This window comes from Coleofasciculus sp. D1-CHI-01 (assembly GCF_040218875.1).
Lineage (GTDB): Bacteria > Cyanobacteriota > Cyanobacteriia > Cyanobacteriales > Coleofasciculaceae > Coleofasciculus.
In genome coordinates, this window is sequence record NZ_JAVJQP010000151.1 from 1 (window position 1) to 26658 (window position 26658).

The 26658-nt window shown below is 46.1% G+C and carries 21 protein-coding genes and 1 pseudogene; 7 read left to right on the plus strand and 15 right to left on the minus strand.

Annotation, left to right across the window (positions count from 1 at the left end; genetic code table 11):
* The 11 genes and pseudogenes from RIB93_RS26440 to RIB93_RS26490 all read right to left on the minus strand — a co-directional run.
* Window positions 1–204 (minus strand): annotated as a pseudogene (locus RIB93_RS26440) (IS607 family transposase); the annotation flags it as partial.
* 53 nt (window positions 205–257) lie between these two features.
* Window positions 258–584 (minus strand): hypothetical protein, encoded by a 327-nt coding sequence (locus RIB93_RS26445; RefSeq protein ID WP_446377272.1) that lies wholly within the window; start codon window positions 582–584, stop codon window positions 258–260.
* Window positions 584–1345: a hypothetical protein gene (locus RIB93_RS26450; RefSeq protein WP_446377274.1), complete on the minus strand. Its 762-nt coding sequence runs from the start codon at window positions 1343–1345 to the stop codon at window positions 584–586. The genes RIB93_RS26445 and RIB93_RS26450 overlap by 1 nt, the downstream gene beginning before the upstream one ends.
* An 81-nt stretch (window positions 1346–1426) precedes the next feature.
* Entirely contained in the window at window positions 1427–1954 is a 528-nt protein-coding gene (locus RIB93_RS26455; RefSeq protein ID WP_446377276.1) for a hypothetical protein, read from the minus strand.
* Window positions 1955–1976: 22 nt separating this feature from the next.
* Window positions 1977–2429, minus strand: a complete 453-nt coding sequence (locus RIB93_RS26460) for a Tse2 family ADP-ribosyltransferase toxin (protein WP_446377278.1) — start codon at window positions 2427–2429, stop codon at window positions 1977–1979.
* Window positions 2430–2601: 172 nt separating this feature from the next.
* Window positions 2602–3276 (minus strand): CHAT domain-containing protein, encoded by a 675-nt coding sequence (locus RIB93_RS26465; protein ID WP_446377280.1) that lies wholly within the window; start codon window positions 3274–3276, stop codon window positions 2602–2604.
* Window positions 3277–3363: 87 nt separating this feature from the next.
* Window positions 3364–3753 carry a hypothetical protein gene (locus tag RIB93_RS26470; RefSeq protein WP_446377282.1) on the minus strand — a complete coding sequence of 130 codons (390 nt, stop codon included), beginning with the start codon at window positions 3751–3753 and terminating at the stop codon, window positions 3364–3366.
* A 2-nt stretch (window positions 3754–3755) separates the two neighbouring features.
* Window positions 3756–3980, minus strand: coding sequence for a hypothetical protein (locus RIB93_RS26475; RefSeq protein ID WP_446377284.1), 225 nt, complete (start codon window positions 3978–3980; stop codon window positions 3756–3758).
* 303 nt (window positions 3981–4283) lie between these two features.
* Window positions 4284–4670, minus strand: coding sequence for a hypothetical protein (locus tag RIB93_RS26480; protein WP_446377286.1), 387 nt, complete (start codon window positions 4668–4670; stop codon window positions 4284–4286).
* 573 nt (window positions 4671–5243) lie between these two features.
* Window positions 5244–9239 (minus strand): tetratricopeptide repeat protein, encoded by a 3996-nt coding sequence (locus tag RIB93_RS26485; RefSeq protein WP_446377288.1) that lies wholly within the window; start codon window positions 9237–9239, stop codon window positions 5244–5246.
* Between the two features lie 311 nt (window positions 9240–9550).
* Complete coding sequence (locus RIB93_RS26490; RefSeq protein WP_044206585.1) at window positions 9551–9760, minus strand: hypothetical protein; 210 nt, start codon at window positions 9758–9760, stop codon at window positions 9551–9553.
* 115 nt (window positions 9761–9875) lie between these two features.
* On the opposite strand from RIB93_RS26490, the gene RIB93_RS26495 reads away from it, so the two are divergent.
* Window positions 9876–10052 carry a hypothetical protein gene (locus RIB93_RS26495; RefSeq protein ID WP_446377290.1) on the plus strand — a complete coding sequence of 59 codons (177 nt, stop codon included), beginning with the start codon at window positions 9876–9878 and terminating at the stop codon, window positions 10050–10052.
* Between the two features lie 154 nt (window positions 10053–10206).
* Window positions 10207–12804, plus strand: coding sequence for a DNA gyrase subunit A (gene gyrA / locus RIB93_RS26500; RefSeq protein ID WP_446377292.1), 2598 nt, complete (start codon window positions 10207–10209; stop codon window positions 12802–12804).
* Between the two features lie 305 nt (window positions 12805–13109).
* Here gyrA and RIB93_RS26505 read toward each other — a convergent pair whose 3' ends face one another.
* Both RIB93_RS26505 and RIB93_RS26510 read right to left on the minus strand, forming a co-directional pair.
* On the minus strand, window positions 13110–14957 hold the full coding sequence (locus tag RIB93_RS26505; protein WP_446377294.1) for an alpha/beta hydrolase: 1848 nt from the start codon (window positions 14955–14957) through the stop codon (window positions 13110–13112).
* Between the two features lie 210 nt (window positions 14958–15167).
* Complete coding sequence (locus RIB93_RS26510) at window positions 15168–16148, minus strand: serine/threonine protein kinase (protein ID WP_446377296.1); 981 nt, start codon at window positions 16146–16148, stop codon at window positions 15168–15170.
* 277 nt (window positions 16149–16425) lie between these two features.
* Here RIB93_RS26510 and RIB93_RS26515 point away from each other — a divergent pair, with 277 nt between their 5' ends.
* The 3 genes from RIB93_RS26515 to RIB93_RS26525 all read left to right on the plus strand — a co-directional run bounded on the left by RIB93_RS26515 (window position 16426) and on the right by RIB93_RS26525 (window position 19968).
* Complete coding sequence (locus RIB93_RS26515; protein ID WP_446377298.1) at window positions 16426–17217, plus strand: hypothetical protein; 792 nt, start codon at window positions 16426–16428, stop codon at window positions 17215–17217.
* Complete coding sequence (locus RIB93_RS26520; RefSeq protein ID WP_446377300.1) at window positions 17214–17495, plus strand: hypothetical protein; 282 nt, start codon at window positions 17214–17216, stop codon at window positions 17493–17495. Before RIB93_RS26515 ends, RIB93_RS26520 begins: the two co-directional genes overlap by 4 nt.
* A 103-nt stretch (window positions 17496–17598) precedes the next feature.
* Complete coding sequence (locus RIB93_RS26525) at window positions 17599–19968, plus strand: caspase family protein (protein WP_446377302.1); 2370 nt, start codon at window positions 17599–17601, stop codon at window positions 19966–19968.
* A 32-nt stretch (window positions 19969–20000) separates the two neighbouring features.
* On the opposite strand, the gene RIB93_RS26530 is transcribed toward RIB93_RS26525, so the two are convergent.
* Window positions 20001–20210 (minus strand): hypothetical protein, encoded by a 210-nt coding sequence (locus tag RIB93_RS26530; protein WP_446377304.1) that lies wholly within the window; start codon window positions 20208–20210, stop codon window positions 20001–20003.
* 33 nt (window positions 20211–20243) lie between these two features.
* Here RIB93_RS26530 and RIB93_RS26535 point away from each other — a divergent pair, with 33 nt between their 5' ends.
* Window positions 20244–21989: an ABC transporter ATP-binding protein gene (locus tag RIB93_RS26535; protein ID WP_446377306.1), complete on the plus strand. Its 1746-nt coding sequence runs from the start codon at window positions 20244–20246 to the stop codon at window positions 21987–21989.
* A gap of 484 nt (window positions 21990–22473) precedes the next feature.
* Window positions 22474–25260: an urea ABC transporter substrate-binding protein gene (gene urtA / locus RIB93_RS26540; RefSeq protein ID WP_446377308.1), complete on the plus strand. Its 2787-nt coding sequence runs from the start codon at window positions 22474–22476 to the stop codon at window positions 25258–25260.
* A gap of 871 nt (window positions 25261–26131) precedes the next feature.
* Here the strand turns inward: urtA and RIB93_RS26545 are convergent.
* Window positions 26132–26509, minus strand: coding sequence for a type II toxin-antitoxin system PemK/MazF family toxin (locus tag RIB93_RS26545; RefSeq protein ID WP_446377310.1), 378 nt, complete (start codon window positions 26507–26509; stop codon window positions 26132–26134).
* Window positions 26510–26658: the final 149 nt, after the last annotated feature.

The following is a 26658-nucleotide window of genomic DNA, read 5'->3' on the forward strand; positions in this document are numbered from 1 at the left end:
TTTTGGTCATGACTAGATACTCGCAGCTACGCCAACGGTTAATGCGTTACCCGATTTATTACCAATTAAGTCAGCAATATCGTATCGACGATGACCACCAGCCGTCCGAGAAGCTCGTATTTTGCCGTTGAGTTCCCATCGATGCAACGTTTTGACCGTCACACCTAGTAGAGTAGCTGCTTCTTGGGGAGTTAAACTAGACATTACTGTATTATATCATAAAATATGTCTAGTTATGTCAATGATTGTCTAGATATTTACGGACTGTTAGTTAACCCCAATCCATCTACGGCTACCGCCACGACTGAATTACCCGGTAAACCATGTTCGCTGGCGTAGCGGGTAAAGCGATTTTCCTGCAACCGCCAACGCAGCACCCCACCTCCCGTCGCCAGCCACAACTCCTCCTGAACGGCGTCTAGAGTTAAATCTCGAATATGCCGCTGACTCGCCCAATTAAACCATTCTAAATGAGCCTTATCGCCTACCTTTTCCTCCTGGGGTCCCGCATCTGCGACGGGGATGGGTAAATCCTCACCGCCGATTGGCACAGGTAAGTCCAGTCGATAGTCTTGGCTGTTCATCAGTTACTCGTGCTAGTGATTCGCCCCCACTCTTCTCGGAGACTCTCTAATTCTGCTTGTGATTCGTAATTTTGGTCTTGCTGCTGTTCAATACATTGATTCAGAAATCTGCGCCAGTCATCTTGTCCTTTTTCACGCTGTTGCCATAATCCATAACGTTGGTCTTTTTGCAAACGTTCAGTCGCGCGGTTTAAGGTCTCCAACTGTCGCCTCAGTGCTTGTTCCCAAATCCTCAGACGGCGGTGCTGGTTGGCTAAATTCTCCTCGACACTGCGCTTTGTCCAGACGAACCCCCACGGTAACTCTTCCAACACATCCGCTAGACTCGCCGTGGGATCACTGCATAATCCCTGGAGATTCGCCAGTAACTCCCCATCCTCATCGTTCACCATTGGGTCTAAGACACGGAACAGATGCTCTAGTAGCATATCTTTCTCAACCGCTTCTGGGTCTACTGAGGCAGAATCTATGGTTTCTTCCGCTTGGACATAAAATAATTGATCATTACCTTCATCCGACTCCTTGGAATCATCGAGGTCGTGAGTGAAACGGTCAATTTGAGTGCGAAGGGTAGCAATTTCCGTTTGCAGGCGCATCGACTGGCGGCGCAACCCACCGACTACCGCCTGGAATTCATCGTATACGGCTGCTAGATTGGCTTCCAATGGTGCAATGGTTTCCCGTGCGATCGCAATTTGTTGGCGCAGGTGTTGTAATTCCCTGAGTACGGTATCGACATCAGTTTGAGTAATGGTTGTCATCAGGCGCTCCCGATGGAGGCAGAAACTTGGGCAATTCCATAATTGTGAAGGATGTTGTGTTAGGCTCAAACACCTCTGGTTTCAACCCACCATCAACAATTCGTTTAGCTTGCTCTTCAACTCTGACGATGCTATCAGCGGCTTATAAACTTCACCCTCATAGGGTTTCCAGATATATCCCGGACTGAACGGTCGAAACTCTGGAGACAATTCCATCGCTTCGGATAGTGCTATGGCTAAAACCAGTCCTGGAAACGCCAAAGTAGAAGAGGATTCAACTAATTCAGTGTAAGTTCTAAACTCATCCACTTCCACACCCACTAAGGCATACCGAAACGTTGGAGCCGACTGTAAACGCTGATACAACAGAATACCGAGTTCTGTCATCAGATAAGCACTTTCCGGTGTATCAATGCCAACCTCACTGATACAACTTGGAGAAACTCGACACCACCAGTTCTCCTCAATATCTTGAAAAATTCCCACACGACATTGAGACTGGCTACCATTTGAGAGAACCCAGGACACTTGGTCAAAATGATGGGAAAATTGCTCGGCGACAGCTTGTTGCGCCCCACATTCAGCCGATAAGCTAAATATCCATGCCATTGCTGTTCTCCTATTGACTGTCTTAGCCCGTTAATTTCTCCCAATCATTCTGGGTACTCGCCAGTGCTGCTTCGTACTTCTCCAACAACATTGTAGCTTTTGGCAGAATGCTAACGTGGGTGGCACTATCTTGGACGGCTTCGAGATCTTGAGTAATTTTGCGATCGTCAATTTGCCAAAGGGGGTCTTTTCCTGTTCCTCCAAATGTTGCAGGTTTGCGGAATGCTGGCAAACTTTCAATTGAAAGGGATACAGACATTCCTTTTGTATTTCTGATGGCTACAGCTACAGGTTCACCTAACCAAGAATTGTGTTCTGCTTCTGGTCGCAGGAATCCCTGTTCATCCAACCAATTTCTAGGCATTTGTTCGACATCAATATCAATGCCAGGTCTGACTCCCAACAACCGAGCGCTACGTCCCACTTTGGGTTTACCGTTTTCCTCTGCCATGCCTCGATAGTAGAGTTTTGCCATCAGCCTTCTATAAGCAATAGCATGATTACCGCATCAATCATAATACCAAGCGGCACTCAACGAATACACAATAGCGAGTGAGACCAACGAATACACAATAGCGAGCGAGACGCTCGCTCTACAACGGTTTTACATTGTACTAGAAAACCCGGAAGGATTGCAGTATACAGAGTTAATTGGTCATCAATGTTCTAGCAGGTGCTTGGGCGATTCGATAATAGGGAGAACTGTAGAGTCCGTAGGCAAGCCCCAAGGGGTTATTGTACTCTTCTAAAAAATAGCGCCGAGTTTGATACAATGCCTCACCAATCATCATTTTTTCGCCGATGAAGAAGTTATAGAAGACTTTAGCAAAAGCTGCTGCAAATAAATCAGGAACTGGACAAGCCGTCGCAATCACAGCCGCCGCACCATGCTGAATGAATTTCTCTGGTAGGTTGAATGTCTTCCTCAAGTCATCAACCCCCCCGGCTGATTGACAAGCATTGAGAAAAATTAAGGGCTGACACTGAAAACTACCACTCACATCGCTAAAATTATAGGTTTCCAGTTCTATTTCTTTCGCCTTGTTTTCATCTTCAATCAGGGAGATCAATAAAGCATCCACCTCATCCTCATACTGCATACAGGGGCGACAATGGCAGGCAAAATGAAGGATATTGTGCTGAGTTTGGTAGAGGTGGGTGACTAACGCTTCACCATCGTCTAATTTTTGCAGTTCTTTGGTTAATTGCAGTAAATAGAATTTCCCCAGCGTTCTCACGACTTTTTCGATTTCTGGTCGTTCTTGGCGATGAGCTTGCTGGAGTCGGTGATGTAAGCAAAACAGCATATCTAAGGGTAACACTTGCTCTTGGGGAGAAAGTTTACCAGGAGCCAGGTTACGCGCAATGGGGTAGCGGAAGCCCCAAAACTGTTCCGCATCCCCTTTTTTCTACTCCCCTTCGTAGAGAACTTCCCAAGGGAAAGGAATCAGCTTGGAGACAAAGATAGGCGCAAACGGCATTAATTTAGAATACTGAACAGTTGCTTGTTGAGCATCTTCATTGAAAAATTCTTGGTAAGCCCGTCGTCCCCATTTGGCTAATTTAATTAAATAGTGGTCTCTTTCTGCTGGCATTAGCTGTAACTGCTTGGTTTTATTAATCGTCCGTTCAATTTCCTTAAACGTCTGTAATACATTTTTAGTAAAATTCAGCAGCACTGTATCCGGTGCAGTTCGGTCAAAATCGCTAATACTAATTCGATAGGTATTCTCATTAATCAGAATCTCTAAGGGAAAAAACTTCGTTTGTGTTGGAATCGAACTGCTAATTCCTCCCACCGCTAATCACCTCCCTCGGCTGCAATTGTCAGCGAGAACATCAGGCTGTGAATAGGTAAGATTCCATCCATTAAGAAAACCTGCACTAAAGCCGATTTTCCCACCATTTCTGGAGGAGCAACTAACGTAAACCACCCTAAATAATTTCCTGTGGGAGCCAAATTCATCGTAATGGGAGAATCGGGAGTCACCTGTAACCCGAAGGTTTTAACATGAGCTTTTGACACTCCTCAGCCTAAAGGCGTGAGGATTCTTCTTTCATCGAGCGCTCTTACCATGAAATAGTTACCTATTTCATACCAGAGGAGCATCTCTGGAAGAAGCGTTTTGCTCCATTACAAAAGCTAGTTCCGGTATGCCCTACCGTACTACTGAAAACAAGAATAATGTGTTTTCTGGTACTTGGTGCTTAAGTTTTTTACCTGCACAAGCATTCCTGTGCAGAACCCGCTCAACTTAGTTTTCAAGGTGCGATGCCTTTCGGCTCTGGGTTTTTACAGAGGTTTAATACCCTTTCCTCTAAACTGATTTTAGCATAAAGTCGTCCTAGAAGGACGAGGCTTTAGACCCAATTGATCCGGTAAATTGTCAAAAGTAAGGGTTTCAGCCACTTCGATAACTCGCTCCTCGTGCCATACTGGAGGGGTGCGGCGCAGGCTGAGACGGAAGCGAACCGGGACATTTGGCGGTAACGGTTCATCAATGTCTCGACCAATGGGTTCAACCACAGCATAACCTTTCCCTTTCACTGGACGATAGGGACGCGCCATGGGATCACCAAAAAGAACATAACTGAACCAATCCAGGGAATCGGGAACCACCGCACGCGCCAGGTGACGGCTGGCTTGAAAGGCTTCTCCTAAGGAATCACCTGTCCAAAGACGATGATAGAAGCTGCTAATAAAAGCTGCTTCCACGGCTGGATTAACCGCCCAGAGGGAACCTGTAAAGGCGCTACATCCGGCGTGGATAAAGGCGGACGCCCAAGTCTGTTCTAAAGGGAGTGAAGTACCCCAACTTGCTTCGCTGAAGTTGGGGCTTCCAACTCAACTAGGCAAGGACGGTTTTATTCGTCTTTGAGATTTCCCGCTTCATCCGCCGATGCCTCCAGAGGTTGCCCTCTATTGGTCTTACTCAGCATCCACAGGCAGCCGTCCGCCTTCCGCAGACAGTAATATTTTGTTAGTCCGCTTGGTTTTCGCGGTTTGTGGTTAGTGTTCTAACCGAATAATGCCAATAGGCATCTTGCGCTATTCTTTTCTGAACGCTAAAAGCGAACGGTGGTCGAGTTCATTAACGCGCAAGGACTACATCTCTATCACACCTAACCCAACCATCTGTCTTCCCATGCTTTACCATGTAGACCTAGGTGAGCTATTCTCATTGTACTACAAAAGTTTGGCGGTTAGGACAATTTGGAAATCTCCGTACCTCCGATTTCCCGCTGTCCATCCTCACCTTGCTATCGCTGAAGGTGAGGACTTTCGCGACTACGTTAATTCAGATTGGTCTTGTCTCACAGAACCTAAACTAACCAAAGGTCGATGGCGACGCAAGTTCAGTTTAGCGGGACGAATCTGGCGATCGATATCCTCAGCTTGATTCCCATTATCCAACCTGACAGGGGCATTTTGGCGGTTAGTGGCGTCTGATAAGCTGTAGCGGATGAAATGGAGACCCCGCATAGCTGTGGTTGAGTCGAGATGGCTAAGTACACCGTCGGGTAAGGGTAAAGCCGGAGGTGCGCCAGGGGGTTCTAACAGGTCAGTCCACAGTTCTGGTTGTTCAACGGTATTATAGTGAGCAACATGAATCGCACCCACTGGAAACTCATGAGGTCTAGTCTGGTTCAACTCCCAAAACCAGCGTCCGATAACAAAGCGATCGCTCAAAAACCGTTCACCATCGTGCAACAGTTCCCAAGGGAGGGCGGAATCTTGGTCAGCTAGGATGAGGAGAGTAAAGGTGCGATTGAGCTGAGTAACGGTGTGGAGGTCATTTTGGAGTTCCCTGGGGAGTAGGTGAGTGAAGAGATATTGACCCAGGGATTTGAGACGCGATCGCCCGTCTTCGGGGAGAGCATCTGATATCGTTTCTAGTGTCGTTCCTAACAATCCCCGCATCTGTTCTAGCCAACGACTGGAAAGGAATTCTGAGTGATAATTAATTTCGCCAGGAAAGAGTGATGGTATCCGGAAGCTTCTGAGTTGATACTGGAATTGACAGGCTGAATTCGTGTCATTCCCAGCGGTTTGGATGCGGAGGATAAAGTCAGGTTGGGGGACGGGACGAGGTTGGGTGGTAATGCGCTTAGGAGTGAAGCTAGTTGTATCAAATTCGGCGATTTGTACTTGAGTTTCTAAGGTTGTCTCAAAGGTATCTCCCCGGTAGAGTTCAACATTGATAGTAGCTGTGCCAGAACGGAGTGCCGTCAGGCAAAATGTTGCAGTTTGAGTTAACTGTCTCGTAATGGTTTCTCCGTTAGCATCTGGATCTAAGGGTAAGCTAGCTGTGTGATCACCATTGAATTGAAAACCTGGAGCATTGAGTAATATGTTCAATTCGCTTCCGATAGCTTCACTTTGGGGAAGTTGAAACATATAATCCTTTTCATCAACTTTACCAACTGACTTTAGAGAGATTGAAACTTCTATGTCCCCGCCAACTGACGTTACTTCTGGGGATCGAGTTAATGAGATGCAATAGACTAAGTTGCTGTCCTGAACGAGAGTCTGGTAAGCACTGACATAAGCATGGTATGCAGGTTCGTCTACAAAAGCAAAAATAACCTTCTCTAGGTGACTTTCACGCTGTAGGTAATTCGTGACAATCTTCAATATTTCGGGAGCTAAACTAGCTGGATTTAACCCCGCAGCACCAGTGCCGACAGAAGGAAACGCTATTGTCCTGACATCATTTATTCTTTCAGCCTGAGTTAAGGCAGCAGTAATACTCTGAAAGACAGTTGTAGCTGTAGGAGATACATCTTTACTTATTGGAGTATAGAATAAGTAGCCAGCCGACAGAGGACTAGCAGAAGTTACAAGAACTTCACCTAATGATGGTCTAGGCTGGTTCTGTAATCTTTTGTACAACCCAGATCCCAATCTTTCCAAAAGTTGTTTACCAATAAGCCCATTATTTAGACTTGGACTGGTAGGGATGACAATCGCATCTACTTTTAAAACCAGAATATTTTTCCGAACCAACTCGATACGTGCAAGTGTCTCATCACGGCTGATAGGTTGCGATTGGTGTCGATGATTAATCAGGAGTTGTCTCGTTAATCGACGCACCCTTTCATCAGAATTATTCTGAAGTTGTGCTAGTGTTTCCCCATCGCGATCGCCAATTCCATCACTGATCGCCAAATACAGCTGCTCATAGTCTTTCGCCCGTTGGGATTCGCCTAGGGAATCGTAAGCACGGCTCAAATTATACAGAGAATCGGAAATGCCAGAACGATCATCGATTTCCTCAAATATCGCCAAAGATTGCTGATAGTATTCTATGGCTTGTTGAAATTCTTCTAGAGACGAATAAACATTGCCCAAACAATTCAGAGCATTGCCAATACCTACGCGATCGCCAATTTCTTCACTCAGTTCTAAAAACTGCTGATAGTAGTCTTTTGCCCGTTGGTATTCTTTGAGGAAATGGTACAACCCATGACCTAACTTCTCCAGAGAGTGCGCTTCCTCAGAGCGATTCCTAAGTTCTCGTGCAACGACTAACGCCTGTTCATAACTTCTAATTGCCCGTTTTGTGTTTTCAGTCGAATCGCCCCACAATCGTCTCATATAGGCATCACCCAAGTTATTATGGGTTTTTACCCACTGTTGAGGAGATGACTCCCGGGTGTAGACTTGTAGCGCTGCTTCATAGGATGCGATCGCACGTTCTACATTCTCTATATTTGCTCCCGGAATTCTATTACTATAGGCTTCTCCAAGACAATTTTGAGTCATCGCCCATTGTTCAGGAAACGCCTCACGGGTATAAATTTCTAAGGCGGCTTGAAAACAGGCGATCGCATCGCCTACATTTTCTGCCTTATCTCCCTGAATACGTTCGGTGTAGACTTGTCCCAGAGACTGTTGAATTTCTGCCCATTCTTGAGGAAATGCTTCACGAGTATAAAACTGTAAGGCTGATTTATAACAAGCGATCGCCTCTTCATAATGCCCAGATTCAGCGTATGCCTTACCCTGTTCAACGTCAAGTTCATGATGATCTAAATTCGCTTCATCTAGATTAATGAGATAACGTGACATAGGCTCAATTTTAGAGCCTTTAAACCATCGAGCATCCGGTTGCCAAGTGCCATTAAGATCATCTCGTCTGCGAGTTTCAACAGTTAATTGGCTGTCTTCTATCTTGAGTAAGTTATACTGCCAAGGATAACCCGAACTCCGCTCTTGAGTTAAGACACCAAACTTTCCAGCACCAATAATATTAATTAACTGTTCACCAGTACGGTAATGATAGTGGTAGGAACTACTCTCCGCCCGATGAATGCCACCGTGAAGACAAAGGCGAAAGCCAGCAGCAGCCAAGCGTTCCATAAACCCGTGTTCTTTTATACAATTCTCAGAGCCATTATTGAGTGGATGATGCCAAACAGCAATCTTGAGACAATTTTCATAAGCTGAACTACGGCGAATTTGGCTTAATACATTACTGATAACTTCAGGATGAATACTGGAACGAGACGGATAATAATGATCGATTTGCCAAGCTGAATTTAGCCCAAAAATCAGCAGATTTTGTTCCGGTAGATGCTGTAAAATATATTGTTGGTCATACTCTAAGGGGTAAGTATTACCCGTTATTTCCTGATAGAATCGGCTGAAATGAGCAAATCTCTGTTTATATATAGCTTCATCTCTAACTTTAATAACACTCTCACTTTCTTCTAGATAACAGCCTTCTCTAAGTTCTCCCTGATAATCTTCTCGGTTGGTTCGTATGTAAGCTGATTCTGCCAGTTCCCAGTTCAGATCGTGATTACCAGGAACGATGACAATCTGTTGTGGCTCAAGCTGGAATTCCTGACATAAACGACTGATAAATAATTGGGCAGCAGCATACTCATCAGGAGTAGATTGGCTGGCAATATCACCGGAAAGTATAAGTGCATCCAGACGAGAACAGTTTAGCTCGTAGCGTAAATCTTCAGCTAACTGAGCATACCAGATGCGGGCATTGTCAGTCGTGCCAAACTGTAAGTCAGAGAGGTGGAGAATATAATTTAAGCCACTATACTTACCCCAATCTACAATTTCTTCCAAATCCACCTCTAACGCATGACAAATTTCGTAAAAAATCACGTAGGCAACAGGTTTGCCATTCAGAAAATTACTTACGGTAGACAGAGATAGTTGCAATCTTTCAGCAAGATCTGTCTGACGTGCAAACCCTTTATGTAGCAAAGCTGACTTGACAAAATTAATACGTCGGGGGTTAACTTTGAGTGATCGCGCCATACTTCATCACAGGTAAGTCAATTGGAGTATATTGAGCGCTTAATAAGAAGATTTCGCTTGTTGCATCCTATTTAGGATTGCTATAGTAAACATTGTAATCTAGCCACTCCCTGCCTTGTTCAGTAAGTCTTAGTTGGCACTTTATCTAACCAAATAATGCGCCGGATTAGAAAGCCCATAAGCCAGCCCTTATGGTATTATCAAGGAATGATGCTCACTAAAAAAATAATAATAAAAGATTGTTGACTGATCGAGAAAAGCTTTAGGGGCGCACGGACGTGCGCCCCTACCCATCCGGTTGATAATACTCACTATTTTTTCCCCAGATCAGGGATAACCAACATAAAAAGAATACCGAAAACAATAATCGCCAGAGCTTGCTCTGTGGTCAGTAGATTCGGTCTGACTAAATATAAGACAGCAAAGCCAAGCAACGCAATTGTCAGATTCCGAGACAGCAGCCCCGGCATTACCAGAGTCGCAATGATGCAAAATGCGATTATTGCAATGGCTACTTCCATGGTTCCTGTTTCCTTGTTTCGGGTAATTACAGGGCGTTTAGCAAGGCGGAAAGCCTAACCGATCGCCTACTATCAATCAGCCGTTACCTTTAACCCGATTCCTGGTGGGCAAGATTTGCCTGTTTCTGTCGGGCTGGCTTGTGTACGGGTTCCCCCTGTACGCTATACGGCACTCGGTAACGTAACTCTAAACTATCTCAAAACCGCTCATAAGTCAGTAGTGAGTAACTGCTCATTTGGACTCTACGCGATCGCACCTCCCGAAAAACACGCCTATCCCTTATCCCAATAAGGCTTTCCCTAACTCCGAGTCCGGGTAAAGTTGTGTTAAAATATTAAAAGAAAGTAGCACATTTTAGCAACTATTTGGGTTAAACATGGCGGTTTAGCTCACTTTTTGCGCTTTTTTTGCCTAAATCCTGAATTTTTATGGAGTTTTTCGTTCTATGAGTACCTCCCAAGAGCGGATTGTCCCGACAAATCTTCGCAGCGAAATGTCTAGGTCATACCTAGAATATGCCATGAGCGTCATCGTGGGTCGGGCGCTACCCGATGCGAGGGATGGACTCAAGCCAGTACATCGGCGGATTCTCTATGCGATGCATGAACTGGGACTCACGCCCGATCGCCCCTTCCGTAAATGCGCCCGTGTTGTGGGTGAAGTCTTAGGGAAATATCACCCCCACGGCGATACAGCGGTGTATGATGCCTTAGTTCGCATGGCACAGGATTTCTCCATGCGATCGCCCCTAATTAACGGACATGGTAACTTTGGCTCGGTGGATAATGACCCACCTGCGGCAATGCGTTACACAGAATGCCGCTTGCAATCCTTAGCCACAGACTCCCTACTCCGGGATATTGAGTCGGAAACGGTCGATTTTCTGGATAACTTCGATGGATCACAACAAGAACCGATCGTTCTCCCCGCCCGGGTTCCCCAGATACTCCTGAATGGATCATCGGGTATTGCCGTTGGTATGGCAACCAATATCCCGCCCCATAATCTGGGGGAATTGGTGGATGGCTTAGTCGCCCTCATCCATAACCCAGAAATCACCGAAAAAGAATTGATGCGGTATATTCCCGCCCCAGACTTTCCCACGGGTGGTCAAATCCTGGGCAGATCCGGCATCAAAGACGCCTACACCACCGGGCGCGGTTCCATCACCATGCGGGGTGTGGCGCAAGTTGAAACCATAGAACACCGGGGACGCCCGGATAAAGAGGCGATTATTGTCACCGAATTGCCCTACCAAACCAATAAGGCGGCATTAATTGAAAAAATTGCCGAAATGGTGAATGATAAGCGCATTGAAGGCATTTCCGATATTCGGGATGAAAGCGATCGCCGGGGAATGCGGGTGGTGATTGAACTGAAGCGGGATGCCTATCCCCGTGTGGTTCTCAATAATCTTTATAAGCAAACCCCCCTGCAAAGCAATTTTGGTGCCAACATGTTGGCATTAGTTGGGAATGAACCCCAACTGTTGACAATCAAGCAGTTCCTCGAAGTCTTCCTAGAGTTCCGCATTGAAACAATTACCCGACGCACCCAATACGAACTCCGCAAAGCTGAGGAACGGGATCATCTACTGCAAGGGTTACTCATTGCCCTAGATAACTTAGACGCGGTAATTGCTGTCATTCGCGCTGCTAATGATACCGCCACCGCCAAGAGTCAATTAATCGAGCAATTTGGACTCTCCGAAGCCCAAGCCGATGCCATTTTGCAAATGCAACTGCGACGGTTGACGGCATTAGAAGCCCAGAAAATTCAAGCGGAACACGAAGAGTTACAAGTTCGCATTGCCGATCTGCAAGATATTCTGGCGAATCGACAGCGGATTCTGGAAATTATTGAAACCGAAGCCATCCAGATTAAAACCACCCACGACACACCGCGCCGCACGGTGATTCAAGAGGTGGAAGGGGAACTGGATGATATTGACTTAATCGCCAATGAAAAAGCGGTGATTTTAGTCACCGAACAAGGGTATATCAAACGGATGCCGATTCACTCCTTTGCTGCCCAAGCCCGGGCAACACGGGGTAAAGCGGCTGCCCGGATGAAGGAAGATGACGGGGTTGAGCATTTCCTCTCCTGCTGTGATCACGACAGCCTACTATTTTTTAGCGATCGCGGTGTCGTTTATTCCCTACGCGCCTACCAAATCCCCGCCGTATCTCGCACCGCCAGAGGGGTTCCCATCGTGCAGATGCTGCCCATTCCCCACGATGAAAAAATCACCTCGGTTGTCCCCGTTTCCGAGTTCACCGATGATGTCTATTTGGTGATGTTAACTCGTAAAGGGTATATCAAAAAAACGGCGTTGGATGCCTTTAGTAATATCCGGGCAAATGGTTTAATTGCCATTTCTCTGGGTGAAGGCGATCAACTGCGCTGGGTGCGTCTATGCCGAGCCGAAGATAGTATTATCGTGGGTACCAGTCAGGGCATGGCTATTCATTTTAAAGCCGATCACGATCAACTGCGTCCCCTAGGTCGGGCGACACGGGGGGTGAAGGCGATGAAACTGCGCTCTAAGGATGAGTTGATCAGTATGGATATTCTCCCGGCTCAAGTTGTCGAGAGGCTGATTGCTACAGCTAACAGTGAAGAGACAGAGACAGAAACGGAAGACGATACCAGCGATGAAGTGAATGGGGAAGAAGTTCACGAAACCGCCGGTCAAGGACCTTGGGTTTTGGTGGTTACCACAGGCGGTTTAGGTAAGCGAGTGCCAGTGTCTCAATTCCGGCTGCAAAATCGCGCCGGAATGGGATTAGTGGCGATTAAGTTCCGCCATAAAAAAGATAAACTCGCCGCGTTGCGAGTGGTGAATGAAGGGGATGAGTTGATGATGGTAACCATGCGAGGAATTATCATTCGCCAAGCCTTGGATGCCATTTCCCCCCAATCCCGAATGGCGACAGGGATACGAGTCCAGCGCTTAGATAAGGATGACGCGATCGCAGCGGTGGCGTTAGTTCCTTTATCGGGTTCTGAGGAAGAAGCTGAAGCATTGGATGAGGCGTTGTAATGTCAATTAGGCAACAGGGAACGGGGAACAGGGAACAGTGAGGAGGGCGGGTTTTGTTGTTCCGTTATTTCAACAATAGCTGACCTTAGTCCCTAAACCCGCCCCTACAATTGTGCCAAAACCTAAAAAAATAAGTCTCAGTAGGGTGGGTTAGGCGGTCATACCATCTCAAAAGCCAACCTTAAATTTGATATCCGCCGTAACCCACCAATCACAAAGCTTGAGTAAATACAGCAATTCCCAATGTTATGAAGTACAGTAACAGCAATGAAGAAACTAATTTCTGAAATAGAGATATCCTATTCTCAAGAAACCCGTTCAGGAGCAATAACCACCTGAATATACTTCTCGCAACACTGTTGAGATAACTCCTGGATTTGCTCATCTCGCTTCTTCCCAGGTTTTAAGTTATCCAACAAGCCTTGAAAGCCGAGAAAAGCCAGCTCATACATAAGTTGCTGACTCAACTTGCCATAAAAGAAACCGCCATGGGTATTAATTTCCCCTTTAACAAAATAAGCGATACTCAACCGCAAGTAATCAAACACCACTAATGCCGATTTTTTCAAAGACTGGCTAACTACACCAGTTTGTTTATTCGGTTCTGAGTCAGTAAAATCACAATAATCCGTGCAATCAAAATAGGTGAATCGATCAGCCACTCGCACGTTCTGTAAATCGATAGTTGAGACATCAGAACCCTTCACAATTTCCTTGTCAACCTGACCCACTGGAACCAGTTCATCGAGTTGTTGATGTTCCCGATTAGACGCCCGAATTTCTAGACAACAATACGGCGATTCAATTTGACCATTTTTATTGTTCACAATTCCGTAATCCTTCTCAGTCAGACGTTGATTGCGATAGTCATATTCATCCGCAAATCGTTGCACTGTTAAATTTCCCAATCGGTAACCGCGAAAACGAGTTCTGGCGGGAAAACTGATATAATTCACTGCCGTTGATGCCAGTCGCAGGGCTAAATCGCCTTCATTACTAAACAAATATGCTTCTTCGCAACGACGTAACGCCGATCGCAAGAAGTTTGAACGAACAGGCATAATCGAGTCAATGGAGATATCGGGAGCTACCAGAATTAATCGACCCAAACTAAAAACGCGACCAATATAGTTAGAGGGTTGTTTGTTAATAGATTCTGTATCGAAGACATCGGAAAGAATTCGCACCACATTTGTAACCACAAAACAGCCCATACTGTGACCCAAAAAATTCAACTTAATGCGGGTATCTTCACTTTGTCGGCGTTCGATAACCGCTTGGTCAATCTGCCGGATTAATTCCACTAAATCCACAACCCCATAGTTCATCGCCCGGTTGCGATCGCGTAGATACGTCGATAACCTGAGTGCTAGTAACGCCAGAATTATTCCCACTGAGAGGATAAATAGGATTAACAGAATTACGAATAACCCATTAACTAGCCCATTGAGTTGCAAAGGCAGGAAAATTCCCAGCCCACCGATGAGTAATCCACCCAATAAGATGTAAATTGGTAACCGAGGCAGTAAATCATGTAAATCGGTTTTCTGCAAAACAGCTTTAGTGCCAAAGAATGAAACGATGGCAATTAAAGCCAAGGTAATGAATTGAGCTGTTGTATGACCCAATAAAAAAGGTCTGGCAATGATTAAAAAAGCCGTAATAACTCCCAGAATTAGCCCAAAGCTTAAGACAATGGTTAGAAGTGTTGGCAGTGACTGGAAGGCATAGTTTAACTTGTCACCAATAGTCGTCGGTTTATTACTAGGGGGTTGGGGGTCATCTTGCGTTGGGTTCTCTGCGGGCCAACGATATCCAATAAAAACAGTCTCTTTCGGTTTTTCCGGTTCGCAATTCTCTGTAACATACTTATAAATTTTCCGGTATCGTTTTTGCGCCTCAGAGCGTCGAGTCCCATAACCATGAACCGAGATCACGATTTGCGGATTCTCACTATTGACGAGATAGTCAGCAATTTCTCGGAGTCGCTGTTGGGTTAAGGGATTTTCCTTCTGATTAACTTTTTGAACCAGATCTTCAGCATTAATTGGTGCAGTACTATTGACGTAGTACCCCCAAACGGCTTTCTCTTTGCTAAATTCTTCGATGGGGACAATTTCAAATTCGGGAATTTTCGACGGGATTGATGTCATCGGTTACCAATTTTACAGACAAATAATGTTTAAGAGTTTTAGTTTAATCGAATTGGTGCTTTTTTCAAGTAATTGTTATTAAAATCAATAATTATTATAGAATTTTAATCTCTCTAGCTCCATTCTTTCTCCCCTCTCCCCTTTATTCTCCCCTTTCAAAGGAGGGCTAGGGGGGATAGAGAGGGGCTGGGAGTGAGGGCTGGCTTACCTTCATTTGGTTTCCTCTGGTGAGGGAGAAGAAGAATCCGGAGACCAAACCCCAATATCAACCGTCATCGATATAATACCTGCGATCGCGGCGGCTATTCCCAGAATTCCCCCCACTACTTTTCCCACTTTCACCCATTCCGCCTTGGTTTGCGGAAATCCAGGAACCCTTATCCCCCGCCTGATTCCCAATAACTCTAACCACTCCTCCATTGTTTGCGGGCGATCGCCATATTCCAATTTCATACCCTGGACAATCGCCTGATTCACCCGCTCAGAAATATCAGACTTCAGCGTCTTCGGTTCAACTAACTCAGCAATATCATCCAAACGATCTAACGCCGTTGCGGGAAATTTCCCCGTGAGTAAAACATACAATGTTGCAGCTAACGAATAAACATCCGTATACGCCCCCCGTTCTCGGTTCGTTGAACTTAACTCCACTGGGGCAAATTGCTTATCTTTCCAACGAGAAGTTAACGGATTATTAAATTCCCCCGCTAAATCAAAATCAATCAGCACCGCCTGCTGCTTTCCGGCGCGTACCATAATATTCTCTGGCTTCACATCCCGATGCAGCAATCCCTGTTGATGCACCTCAATTAACGCTTCACCCACCTGCTGGATATAAACCAAGGCTTCCTTTTGGGGTATGGGTAGCGTCAAGTCAGAGAGTTTAATTCCGGCGATATACTCCATCAAAATACAAAACAGTGACTCCTCTTTAAACGTGCAGTAAACTCGGACAATATGAGGGTGTTTGCAGCGTTCGAGCTTCAGCGCCTCATCACAAAACTTTGACTCGATACTGGTTCGTTCTGCATCCGGAAGTTGACTGAGAATATCTTGATTGAGGGTTTTGACGACAAAATCCTTTCCGGTATCATCCTGAACCCGATAGGTAATCGCACAACGTCCTCGTCCTAATTCCTGTTGTATCGTGTACTTGCCATTTTGTAACGTCTGTCCCGTTGTCCAAGCCATTACCGTAAATCCAAGACGTTACCTTATTCTGACACAAGGGCAATTTTTCATTGGTCATTTATTAATTAATAATTATACTATTTATTGATCATGAAGCATATGAAGCATAAATAAAAACAAAAAATAATGCTGACTTGTTCTCTGTTTTTGGGAACAAGTAAACAATTAAGATTTATTTTGTTTTAACTTAAAATATCTGTAGTCAAGATATCCTAGACATTATCTAAAGAAAAATTAGTCGGCTCATTGGCTAATTCAGGGTAAAGGCAAAAAACGAATGGATATCGTAGAATACAATCGCATCAAGCTGACCATCCGCCATCGACCTCTGTTGCTGTGGCTTTTGAGTAGTATTCTCGCCGCCGTTGGGCTAGGGGTAATTGCCTTTCAAGGCGGGTCAGCCCTAACCTGTCAGCGAACTGGACAAACGGGCAGTTGTGAATTGGTCAACTCCCGGTTAGTCGGAGCTGAGGTGAGAACTATTCCTTTAGAGAGTTTACGAGATGCCAGCATTGAGATCAATCCCAGGAATGAGAGTGATGATACTTATCGGGTTGTCCTCATAACGGGGAGCGGAGCAATTCCCGTAACGTCGGATTATAGTTCCGATAGTAATCAGCAAGAATCGATTGCTTCCCAAATTAATACCTTTATTATGAATCAAGACCAGGTATCCCTGAACGTGCAGCAAGACGATCGCTGGTTTAGTTATCTGTTTGGCAGTTTATTGATTGGGGTGGGATTGTTCGTGGCGGTGCGTAAAGGGAAAGTCGTTACCTTGAGCTTTGATAAAGTGCGCGATCGCATGATGCTCAAGCAACGGGGTTTGCTCAGGGGTACAACCATAGAACTCCCTCTTGCCGAGATTGTTGATGTGACGATAGAAACGATTAGAGATGCCAAAGATCGCCAGATAGAGCGAGTGGCTCTGGTTTTGAATTCGGGTAAACATCTTGCTATCACTCCCGATGCTGATCCATTCTGGGACTACAAAAAAGTGGCTCACTGCATTCGCCTCTTTCTGAATCTCAACTCGGAGCAGTCGTCGGGAAAGACGCCACAGGTATGAGCGGAGGGGCGGAGGGAGATGAGGGAGATGAGGGAGATGGGGGAGATGGGGGAGATGGGGGAGATGAGGGAGATGGGGGAGATAAGGGAGATGGGGGAGATGGGGGAGATGGGGGAGATGGGGGAGATGGGGGAGATGAGGGAGATGGGGGAGATGGGGGAGATGGGGGAGATGGGGGAGATGGGGGAGATGGGGGAGATGGGGGAGATGGGGGAGATGGGGTAGTAAACTCAACTCTTAGCCGGGGCGGGTTTAGTGAAATTAGGGTTTTCTCCTAAGCGTTATCGGTAAAACCCGCCCCTACACACTTCAACACTCAAAACTTTATAACAACACGCTAACCTATTCCTGGTAGGCTGATAGCTGAGATTAACAGCGTAGATGGCTAATATGGGACTGAATCGGCGGACTTTCCTGCAAAAAGCTGGCTGGGGTCTAGCGGCACTGGGAGTCAGTGAAACGGTACTATCACTCCTTGGTGATAAAAGTTTAGCCGTGCCTTTGTTGGAGCGTTATTTTCAGGTGCTGGCACAACCCGGTGGACGTAAGTTGGCACTTCTGGTGGGGATCAATGAGTATCCGCGCACGACAGCGTTGGCGGGGTGCGTAACGGATGTAGAGTTGCAACGAGAACTGTTAATTCATCGGTTTGGGTTCCAGGCGAACGATATCGTGACGCTGACGAATAGCCAAGCCACTCGCGAGACGATTGAAACCACGTTTATTGAACATTTGACCAAGCAAGCCGAGGCGGGTGATGTGGTTGTCTTCCACTTTAGTGGTTACGGTAGCCAAGTGCAGATGCCTCAGCAAGATGAAACCGTAGCCTCGGCGGTGCGCTGGCAAAACAGTTTTGTACCCGTTGATGGGATTTTACCCACAAAAGGCGAACCTGCTGCTAATGATTTTTTAGCAGAAACCTTGGCATTGCTGTTGCGATCGCTAGCCACGGATCAGGTGACAACAGTCCTTGATACCAGTCATACGCAAGCGGTGAATATCCTCAAAGGCAGTCTAAAAGTCCGCTCTTCTCCCCGCCAACCCGCCCTAGCGCCTAATCCCGACGAACTGGCGTTTCAAGAACAACTGGTGTCGCGGATCAAAGCCTCATCCAAACCCTGGAAATCCTGGGATAAATCCATGCAAATGCCAGGATTGGTGTTAACGGCGGCGGGTTCGTCTCAACCCGCAACCGAGGCGCAGTGGAATGGCTTTAGCGCGGGTTTATTCACCTATGCTCTGACTCAGCATCTTTGGCAAGCCACTGCTGCAACCAGTGTTCAGATTAGCGTCAGTCGCACCACTGGGATGATTAATCAATTCGCGGGTAATGATCAACAGCCTCAGTTAACGGGTCAAAAGAGCCAAAATTCCTTGCTTGCCTATTACTTATCCCCCAATCCTCCCTTGGGGGCAGATGGAGTTGTCAGGGGGATTGAAGAGAATGGCAAAGTGGCACAGCTATGGTTAGCGGGATTACCGGCACCTGTGCTGGAGTACTATAGTCCCAATTCGGTTCTAGAGTTGCTCGATGGGGAATCGCTGAGTTTATCGTCGTCGCCGCCCGAAAATTCCTCAGCTACGGATAACCCCGCCCAACCTGTCCCTAAATCGGTTCAACTCCAACTGCGATCCAAAGACGGGTTAACCGCCAAGGCACGTATACTGAGTGGCAATGGCGGGGAAAAAGTGCAACCGCAAGTGGGTCAACGGGTACGCGAACGGATTAGAGTTTTACCCCGAAATATGGGTTTAACGATTGCCCTGGATACTCACTTAGAACGCATTGAACGGGTGGATGCAACCAGTGCCTTTGCGAGTATTCCTTCAGTGTCATCCGTTGTAGTTGCTGGGGAACAAGCAACAGATTATGTGTTTGGCAGAGGAAAAAAACAGGCAACAGAAACGTCAGAACCGAAGTTTAAAGGAGGCTATGGACTCTTTTCCCTTGCCCGGAACCCAATTCCTAATAGTCTAGGCGAGGAGGCTGAGGCAGTTAAATCAGCAGTGAATCGCTTAAATCCCAAATTTAAAACCTTATTGGCAATGAAATGGCTGCGGTTGACCGCGAATGAAGGGTCATCGCGCCTGGGGATTCGGGCATCGCTGGAAATGATTGCCCCGGAAACTAAGACAATTATCCAACGGGAAACCTGGCGCACGTCTGGGAGGTTCGCTACCAATAAAACGAAGAACAATGCGAGTAAGACATCGCCCTCGGTGGGATCAGCAACAATGCCCAAGTTACCCATTGGTAGTCGGGTGCAGTATCGCGTAGAAAATTATAGCGATCGCCCTTTGTATTTCATGGTGTTGGGTTTGGAAAGTAGCGGTGGTGCGATCGCGTTTTATCAACAACTCCCTTCCCCCGAAGGATTGGAGTCAGAGCAAAATCCACCGTTGATTAGTGGTGCGATCAAACCTGGGGAAACTCTGATTCTGCCCCAACCTTCGGCATCCTTTAATTGGATGATTCCCGGTCCTGTGGGTGTGGCGGAAATTCAACTGATTTGCAGCCCTTCTCCGTTCAAAGGTGCGATCGCAGCATTAGAAGCAGCAATGCGTCCCAAGGGAGAGGGAGAACGAGTTGGTGATTTGTTTAATCCCCTGGAAGTCACACGGGCGATTCTACAAGACTTGCATCAGGCGAGTAACATTACTCCAGATAAGTTGGGTATCGGTTCTGATGTATATGCATTAGATGTGAATGCTTGGGCAACCTTGAGTTTTAATTATCAAGTGGTTTCTTGATTTGTCATTTGTCATTTGTAATTTGTCATTTGTCAGGAATAACAGGGAACAGGGAACAGGGAACAGGGAACAGGCAATGGGCTATAAAAATTTTGTCTCCCATCTCCCTCATCTTCCCCATCTCCCTCATCTCCCCCATCTCCCCCTACATAAGAAAAGGGGTTTGGAGACCAAACCCCTACTGCTCCCCCTGCTGCCCCATCTCCCCCTTTTTGGGAACCTAAACGCGAGAAATCAGCCATTGTCGGTGCCGAAAAATTGTTAGGATTTGTTACATGGCTAATTCTCGTATCCAAAAATTATTGGGCTATCTGCGCCCTCATACCACTCAGGTATCATTAGGCATCCTGGCTCTACTGATTGTCAATGCTGTGGGAGTCTATATTCCCCTCTTGATTCGGGATAGTATTGAGGAACTCCGCATCGCCTTCGCCTTTGATCAGGTGTTACGGTTAGTCGGGCTAATCTTTATCCTGGCATCCTTGATGTGGGCGATTCGCATGGCGTCACGTATTTTCATCTTTGGGGTGGGGCGTCAGGTAGAATTTGACCTCAAGCAAAAGATTTTTCAGCATCTGCTTACCCTAGAACCGTCTTATTTCTCTACGAATACAGCCGGGGATTTGATTAACCGCGCCACGAGTGATGTGGACAATATCCGCCGCCTTGTCGGGTTTGCGGTGTTGAGTTTAGCCAATATTGTCTTTGCCTACGGCTTGACGCTACCTGTGATGATGTCGATTGAGTGGCGGCTGACGTTCTTGGCGCTGGCGGTTTATCCAGTTATGTTGATCACAGTGCGCCTGTTTAGTGATAAGCTGCGTACCCAACAACAGGCGGTTCAGGAAGAACTCTCTAACCTCAGCGAATTGGTTCAGGAAGATATGAGTGGTATCTCCCTGATTAAAATTTACGCCCAGGAAGACAATGAACGGCGTGCCTTCCGGGGTTTGAACCAACGACTTTTATCGGCAAATCTAGGATTAGCCAGCACTCGGAATGTCCTGTTTCCGGTGATTGAAGCCCTATCCTATATCAGCTTACTCCTGTTGATGTGGTTTGGAGCGGGTGAGATCGCGAGGGGGGCGATTACGATAGGAGATTTTGTCGCCCTGATTCTTTATGCGGAACGCTTAGTTTTCCCCACCGCCTTACTCGGATTCACGATTACTACCTATCAACGGGGTGAGGTGAGTATTGACCGAGTGGAGTCAATTTTGACTATTGAACCTAAAATTAAAAATGCCCCCGATGCGATGGCGCTTCCACAACCGATTCAGGGGGAGTTGAAAGCCGATAACCTGAGCTATACATTCCCTGATGCCAAAACTCCCGCCCTGCAAGCCGTTGACTTTCATATTCATCCCGGTGAAACAGTGGCAATTGTCGGTGCGATTGGTTCAGGAAAATCAACCCTGGCAAATGTTTTGCCTCGCCTGTTGGATATTGCCCCGAATCAGTTATTTCTGGATAGCTCCGATGTTACGAAGATACGCTTACCCGATTTAAGATCCGCGATCGCCTACGTTCCCCAAGATAGCTTTTTATTTAGTACTCGCCTAAAAAATAACATTGGTTACGGCGCACCGGGAAGCGAAAAGCCGGAGATAGAACAGGCGGCTAAACAAGCCCAAATTCACTCCGAAGTTCTCAATTTTCCCCAACAGTATGAAACAATGGTGGGAGAACGGGGAATTACTCTGTCTGGCGGTCAGCGTCAGCGAATCGCCTTAGCTAGGGCTTTAGTGATGGATGCGCCGATTCTGATTTTAGATGACGCCCTCTCTAGTGTGGATAATCAGACAGCAACCCAAATTTTGGCAAATCTTTCCACAGGCGTGAACCGCAAAACGGTGATTTTCATCTCCCACCAACTCTCAGCCGCCGCTACCGCTGATCGGATTTTTGTCATGGACGCTGGAAAGATTGTGCAAATCGGGACTCACACTGAACTGATCCAACGTCCAGGGCTTTATCAAGACTTGTGGAGTCAGCACCAGATTGAGGAAGTTTTGCATTAGTTACAGGGAACAGGGAACAGGGAACAGGGAACAGGGAACGGGGAACGGGGAACAGGGAACGGGGAACGGGGAACAGGGAACGGGGAAAATGTAAAGTTTTGGTAACGAATAATTAGAATTGTCACCGATTTAATTAAAGGTAAAAATCGATACAATTCTCCATCAGTACAGTAGGTTAGTATTCAAAGGGACATTGTGAAAAGCAATAGTCAAATGTTTAGCATTTGCCTCAATCGTGCATTTGACCTATCATTGCTTTATGCAGCTTCATTGAATACCAGGGATTCGCGCTCAGGGTGTTTGCTTTTGTCACTTCCCCAGGTTTTAATTAAACAGGGAAGAATTGAGAAATCTTAAACAGAATAATTAATCCAGATGGTCATAGAATGATTAATTGATCACGTCAACAACAAAAAGCAACGTTTAAAGGATTATTGGACAGTAGAGAGGCACTTAACGGGATAACATTTCGGGAACATCAGTAATGAGCGAATTCAACCAGTCAGTGATCAGATCTGGTACGACGATCCGTGTTGGTATTTTACATTCTTTAAGCGGCACGATGGCGATTAGCGAAGCCTCATTAAAGGATGCGGAACTGATGGCGATCGCGGAAATTAATCAAGGGGGTGGTGTCTTAGGACATCAGATAGAACCCGTGATCGAAGATGGCGCATCGGAATCGGCGACGTTTGCGATCAAAGCCAGAAAGTTGATCGAAAAGGATCAGGTTGCCACAATCTTTGGCGGGTGGACTTCTGCAAGTCGCAAGGCGGTTTTACCCATCTTAGAAGAACTTAATGCCCTGATGTGGTATCCGGTTGAATATGAAGGACTCGAATGTTCTCGCCACATTTTTTATACGGGGATTTGTCCGAATCAACAAGTCGGTCCAGCGGTGGATTGGTTGTTGAACCATAAGGGAAAACGCTTTTATCTGATTGGATCTGATTATGTTTTTCCCCGAACTGCGAACAAGTTAATTAAGGCGCAGCTTAAACAGCAAGGGGGGAGTTTAGCCGGGGAAGAGTATGTTCCCTTAGGGATGACCGAGTTTGGTGATTTGATCGCTAGAATTAAAGAAGCTAAACCGGATGTGGTCTTTAATACCCTGAATGGGGACAGTAATTTAGCTTTTTATCAACAGTATCAAGAAGCCGGAATCACGGCAGCGGATATTCCTATCTTAGCGGTGAGTATCGCTGAAGAAGAACTACGGCGAATTGGCGGAAGGATCGCGGCGGGTCATTACGCCAGTTGGAGTTATTTTCAGAGTATTAATACCCCGAAAAACCGCGAATTTGTCCAGAATTTTCAGGCACGTTATGGTCAAGAACGGGTGACCAGTGATCCGATTGAGTCGGCGTATACCCAGGTCTATCTCTGGAAACAAGCCGTAGAAAAAGCAGGTAGCTTTTATGTGGAATCAGTGCGAGAAGCGGCGTATGGGCAAACGTTTGCAGCGCCGGGAGGGAAGATTCGGATTGAGACAAATAACCATGTCAGCAAACATTGCCGGATTGGTAAGATTTTGGAGGGTGGTCAATTTGAAATTGTCTTTACCAGTGTCGGACGCCTTAAACCTCAGCCTTGGTTGGGAATTGAAAAGTTAAGTAATCAGATCTCACCCGTGGTCATTGATATGCTGGCAGAGGTGTCCCAATCGATTCAATATAACTGCCAACTGGAACAAAAGTCCCGTGAATTAGAAGCGGCGATGGCGCAACTGGTGACGACGAATGAAAAGTTACAACGCACTCAAGACCAATTATTGCAAGCCGAAGCCCAATTTCGCGAGTTACAAGATCAAGAAAAACTGTTGAAGCGTCGCTTGTCGAGTCAAATTCGCAGTTCTTTGGAATTAGAACAGATTTTGAAGACGGCAGTGAGTGAAATTTGTAGTTTATTACATATCGATCGCTGCCAGTTTTTGTGGTATCATCCCAACAGTAGTCCTCCTCGCTTTGAACCCATGGAAGTGGCAGGAGAGTTGAGTGAGAATGGGGGAGTGCAATGGAATACAGCAGACGAACTTTTGCCGGATTTCCCGTCAATAATTCAGCAGCAATCGTTGCTACGGATTGACGATATTGCTAACGATAGTCAGCTTGATAGTAAGAGTCGCGATCGCTTACTGGATGATGGACTGCAAGCCTTACTCATTGTACCCCTACATACTCGCAGCAATAAAATTGGCGTGGTGGTTTGTGAACATTATCAGGAGAGTCGCTACTGGAGTGAACAGGAGGTTGAATTAATTGTTTCGGTAGTTGATCAACTATCGAGTGCCATTGATCAAGCTGAACTGTATGCCCATAGTCGCACAACCGCCGCGTTAGCCACCGCGCAAGCGGAACAACTGAAGCAAGCGTTGCATGATTTAAAAGCCTATCAAGCGCAGTTAGTGCAGACAGAAAAAATGTCTACATTAGGGACATTAGTCGCCGGGGTAGCCCATGAAATTAATAATCCCACCAGTTTTATTTACGGTAATCTCCACTATGCCAAAGAATACACCGAAGATTTATTAGAAATGCTGCGGTTGTATCAAGAGTATTATCCTGAACCCGCACCTGAAATTCAAGATCATGCCCAAGCAATTGAATTAGAGTTTCTCCTCAAAGACTTGCCTAAAACTCTGGGTTCCATGGAGATTGGGGCGGAACGGATTCGTCATTTAGTGTTGAGTTTGCGGAATTTCTCGCGTTTGGATCAAGCCCAAATGCAACCGATGGATATTCATGAGGGGATGGAGAGTACGTTACTATTATTGCGGAATCGGCTAAAAGGGAATGGTCACAACCCAGAGATTGAATTAGTCAAAGAGTATGGGGAGTTGCCCTTAGTTAAGTGCTATCCGTCGCAGCTTAATCAAGTGTTTATGAATCTCCTGGGTAATGCAATTGATGCGTTAGAGGAAGTTGTCGCCCGGAATGAGACAAATTTTTCGCCGATGATTCGGATTCAGTCAGAAGCGCCATCGGCTGATTATGTGCGGGTGAGAATTAGTGATAATGGATCAGGGATGACGGATGATGTGAAGTTAAAGTTATTTGATCCGTTTTTTACGACTAAGCCGATTGGGAAGGGGACAGGATTGGGGCTTTCGATTAGTTATCAGATTGTCGTGGATAAGCATAAGGGAATTTTGCAATGTCACTCTACTCCTGGACAAGGTACAGAGTTTATTATTGAGATTCCGGTGCGACAAAATCGTGAAGTTGCCGTGAGTCAGGAGATGAATATTCGGCTGAAGGCTCAAACCCATTAAGGAGTTGAACCGGATATGATAGAACGGGGCGGTTAGAAACCGCAGCTACACAAACTAAACCTGCCTGCGCGGGTTTCATCTAGCTGGAGGTTCCCCGAAGTGCGATTGAGCGAAGCTCAGCGCCAAAGGCGATCACATTTCTGGTGACAAATCCAGGATTAACCATCTGTAGGGGCGACCCGCTGGCATCAATGAAAAACTCCCATACATTCAATTGGGTCGGGTCGCCCTCTCCTATTATTTGGCTAATTAATGCTAAAACAACAGCAGCATTTCAGTTCTACTAGCTGAGTGATTTCCTTCTTTTGATGATTCTCTGTGGAGTTGCACTGAATTCAAGTTTCAGTTGCCTTGCTCCCCATTGACTAGCTTAGGAAATATCAGCGTTCAAATGGTTTGCTGCTGTTGTTTTTAGATGAGACAGATTTATTGATTTAGCCAGCGTTTTTACCTCTTCTTTTGAATCTAAACGTTGCTTTTGTATCTGTCTGATGAAGCTTTATTTGCTTCATAGTTCTACTTTAGCACCTTTGATTGAAAGGACAAGGGAATGATACGTAAGTTTACTTTTATGGAGTAAAATGTGAAGTTTGATTAATTCTTTCCCGATTTGGATATGCTTGACAGACCACCAGGAGCAGAGGAGAGCCTCCTCGCGATCGCGGTTTCTCCCTTCCTGAAACACTTGCTTACATCTGAGCTGAGAGGAGAGGGCGACCCGATCAAATTGAGTGGACTACAATTGTTAATTAATGCAAGCGGGTCGCCCCTACCAGGTATATTTATATTGACAAAATGCAAAAGTTACGCTTACTTGACTGTCGAACTACAATCTGTCTAAAAGATAAAGTAAGTTCAGAATGCTTGCAAATCAATCTTCCCACTCATCAAATTCATAAGGCTCCAGTAACAATTGCAAACCATCTAGAATCTGACGAACTCGTCTGGGCGACAGAGTGCCAATTTTTTCAGCCAGTTGGCTCCTGTCAACTGTAAAGACTTGGGAAATATTGACCACGCTTTGCTTCGGTAGGTTTGCTTCTTTTGGTTCCAGAAGCACATTTCCGGGTGCAGAGGCTCGCTTCAGATTGGATGTTAAGGCGCAAACCACAATGGTTCTGATTTGGCTTTGGTTAAAAGCATCATTTTGGATCACCACATGAGGATGGAGAAAGCCAGGAGCCGAGCCAACCGGATCTCCTAAATCCACCCAATAGATATCACCTTGTTTAACTAGGGCTTGCTGCATGAGTGTGAAAGCTAGACCAGATAAGGGTTTTAAGCCATTTTCCTACCCAACAAGTGCAAGGTTTTTACATCATAACCGTCAAAACCCTGGAATTTGTGCCTCCGCCAGCGCCAAATTTTCCCTCGACAGAGGCTTGAAACCATTGCCCA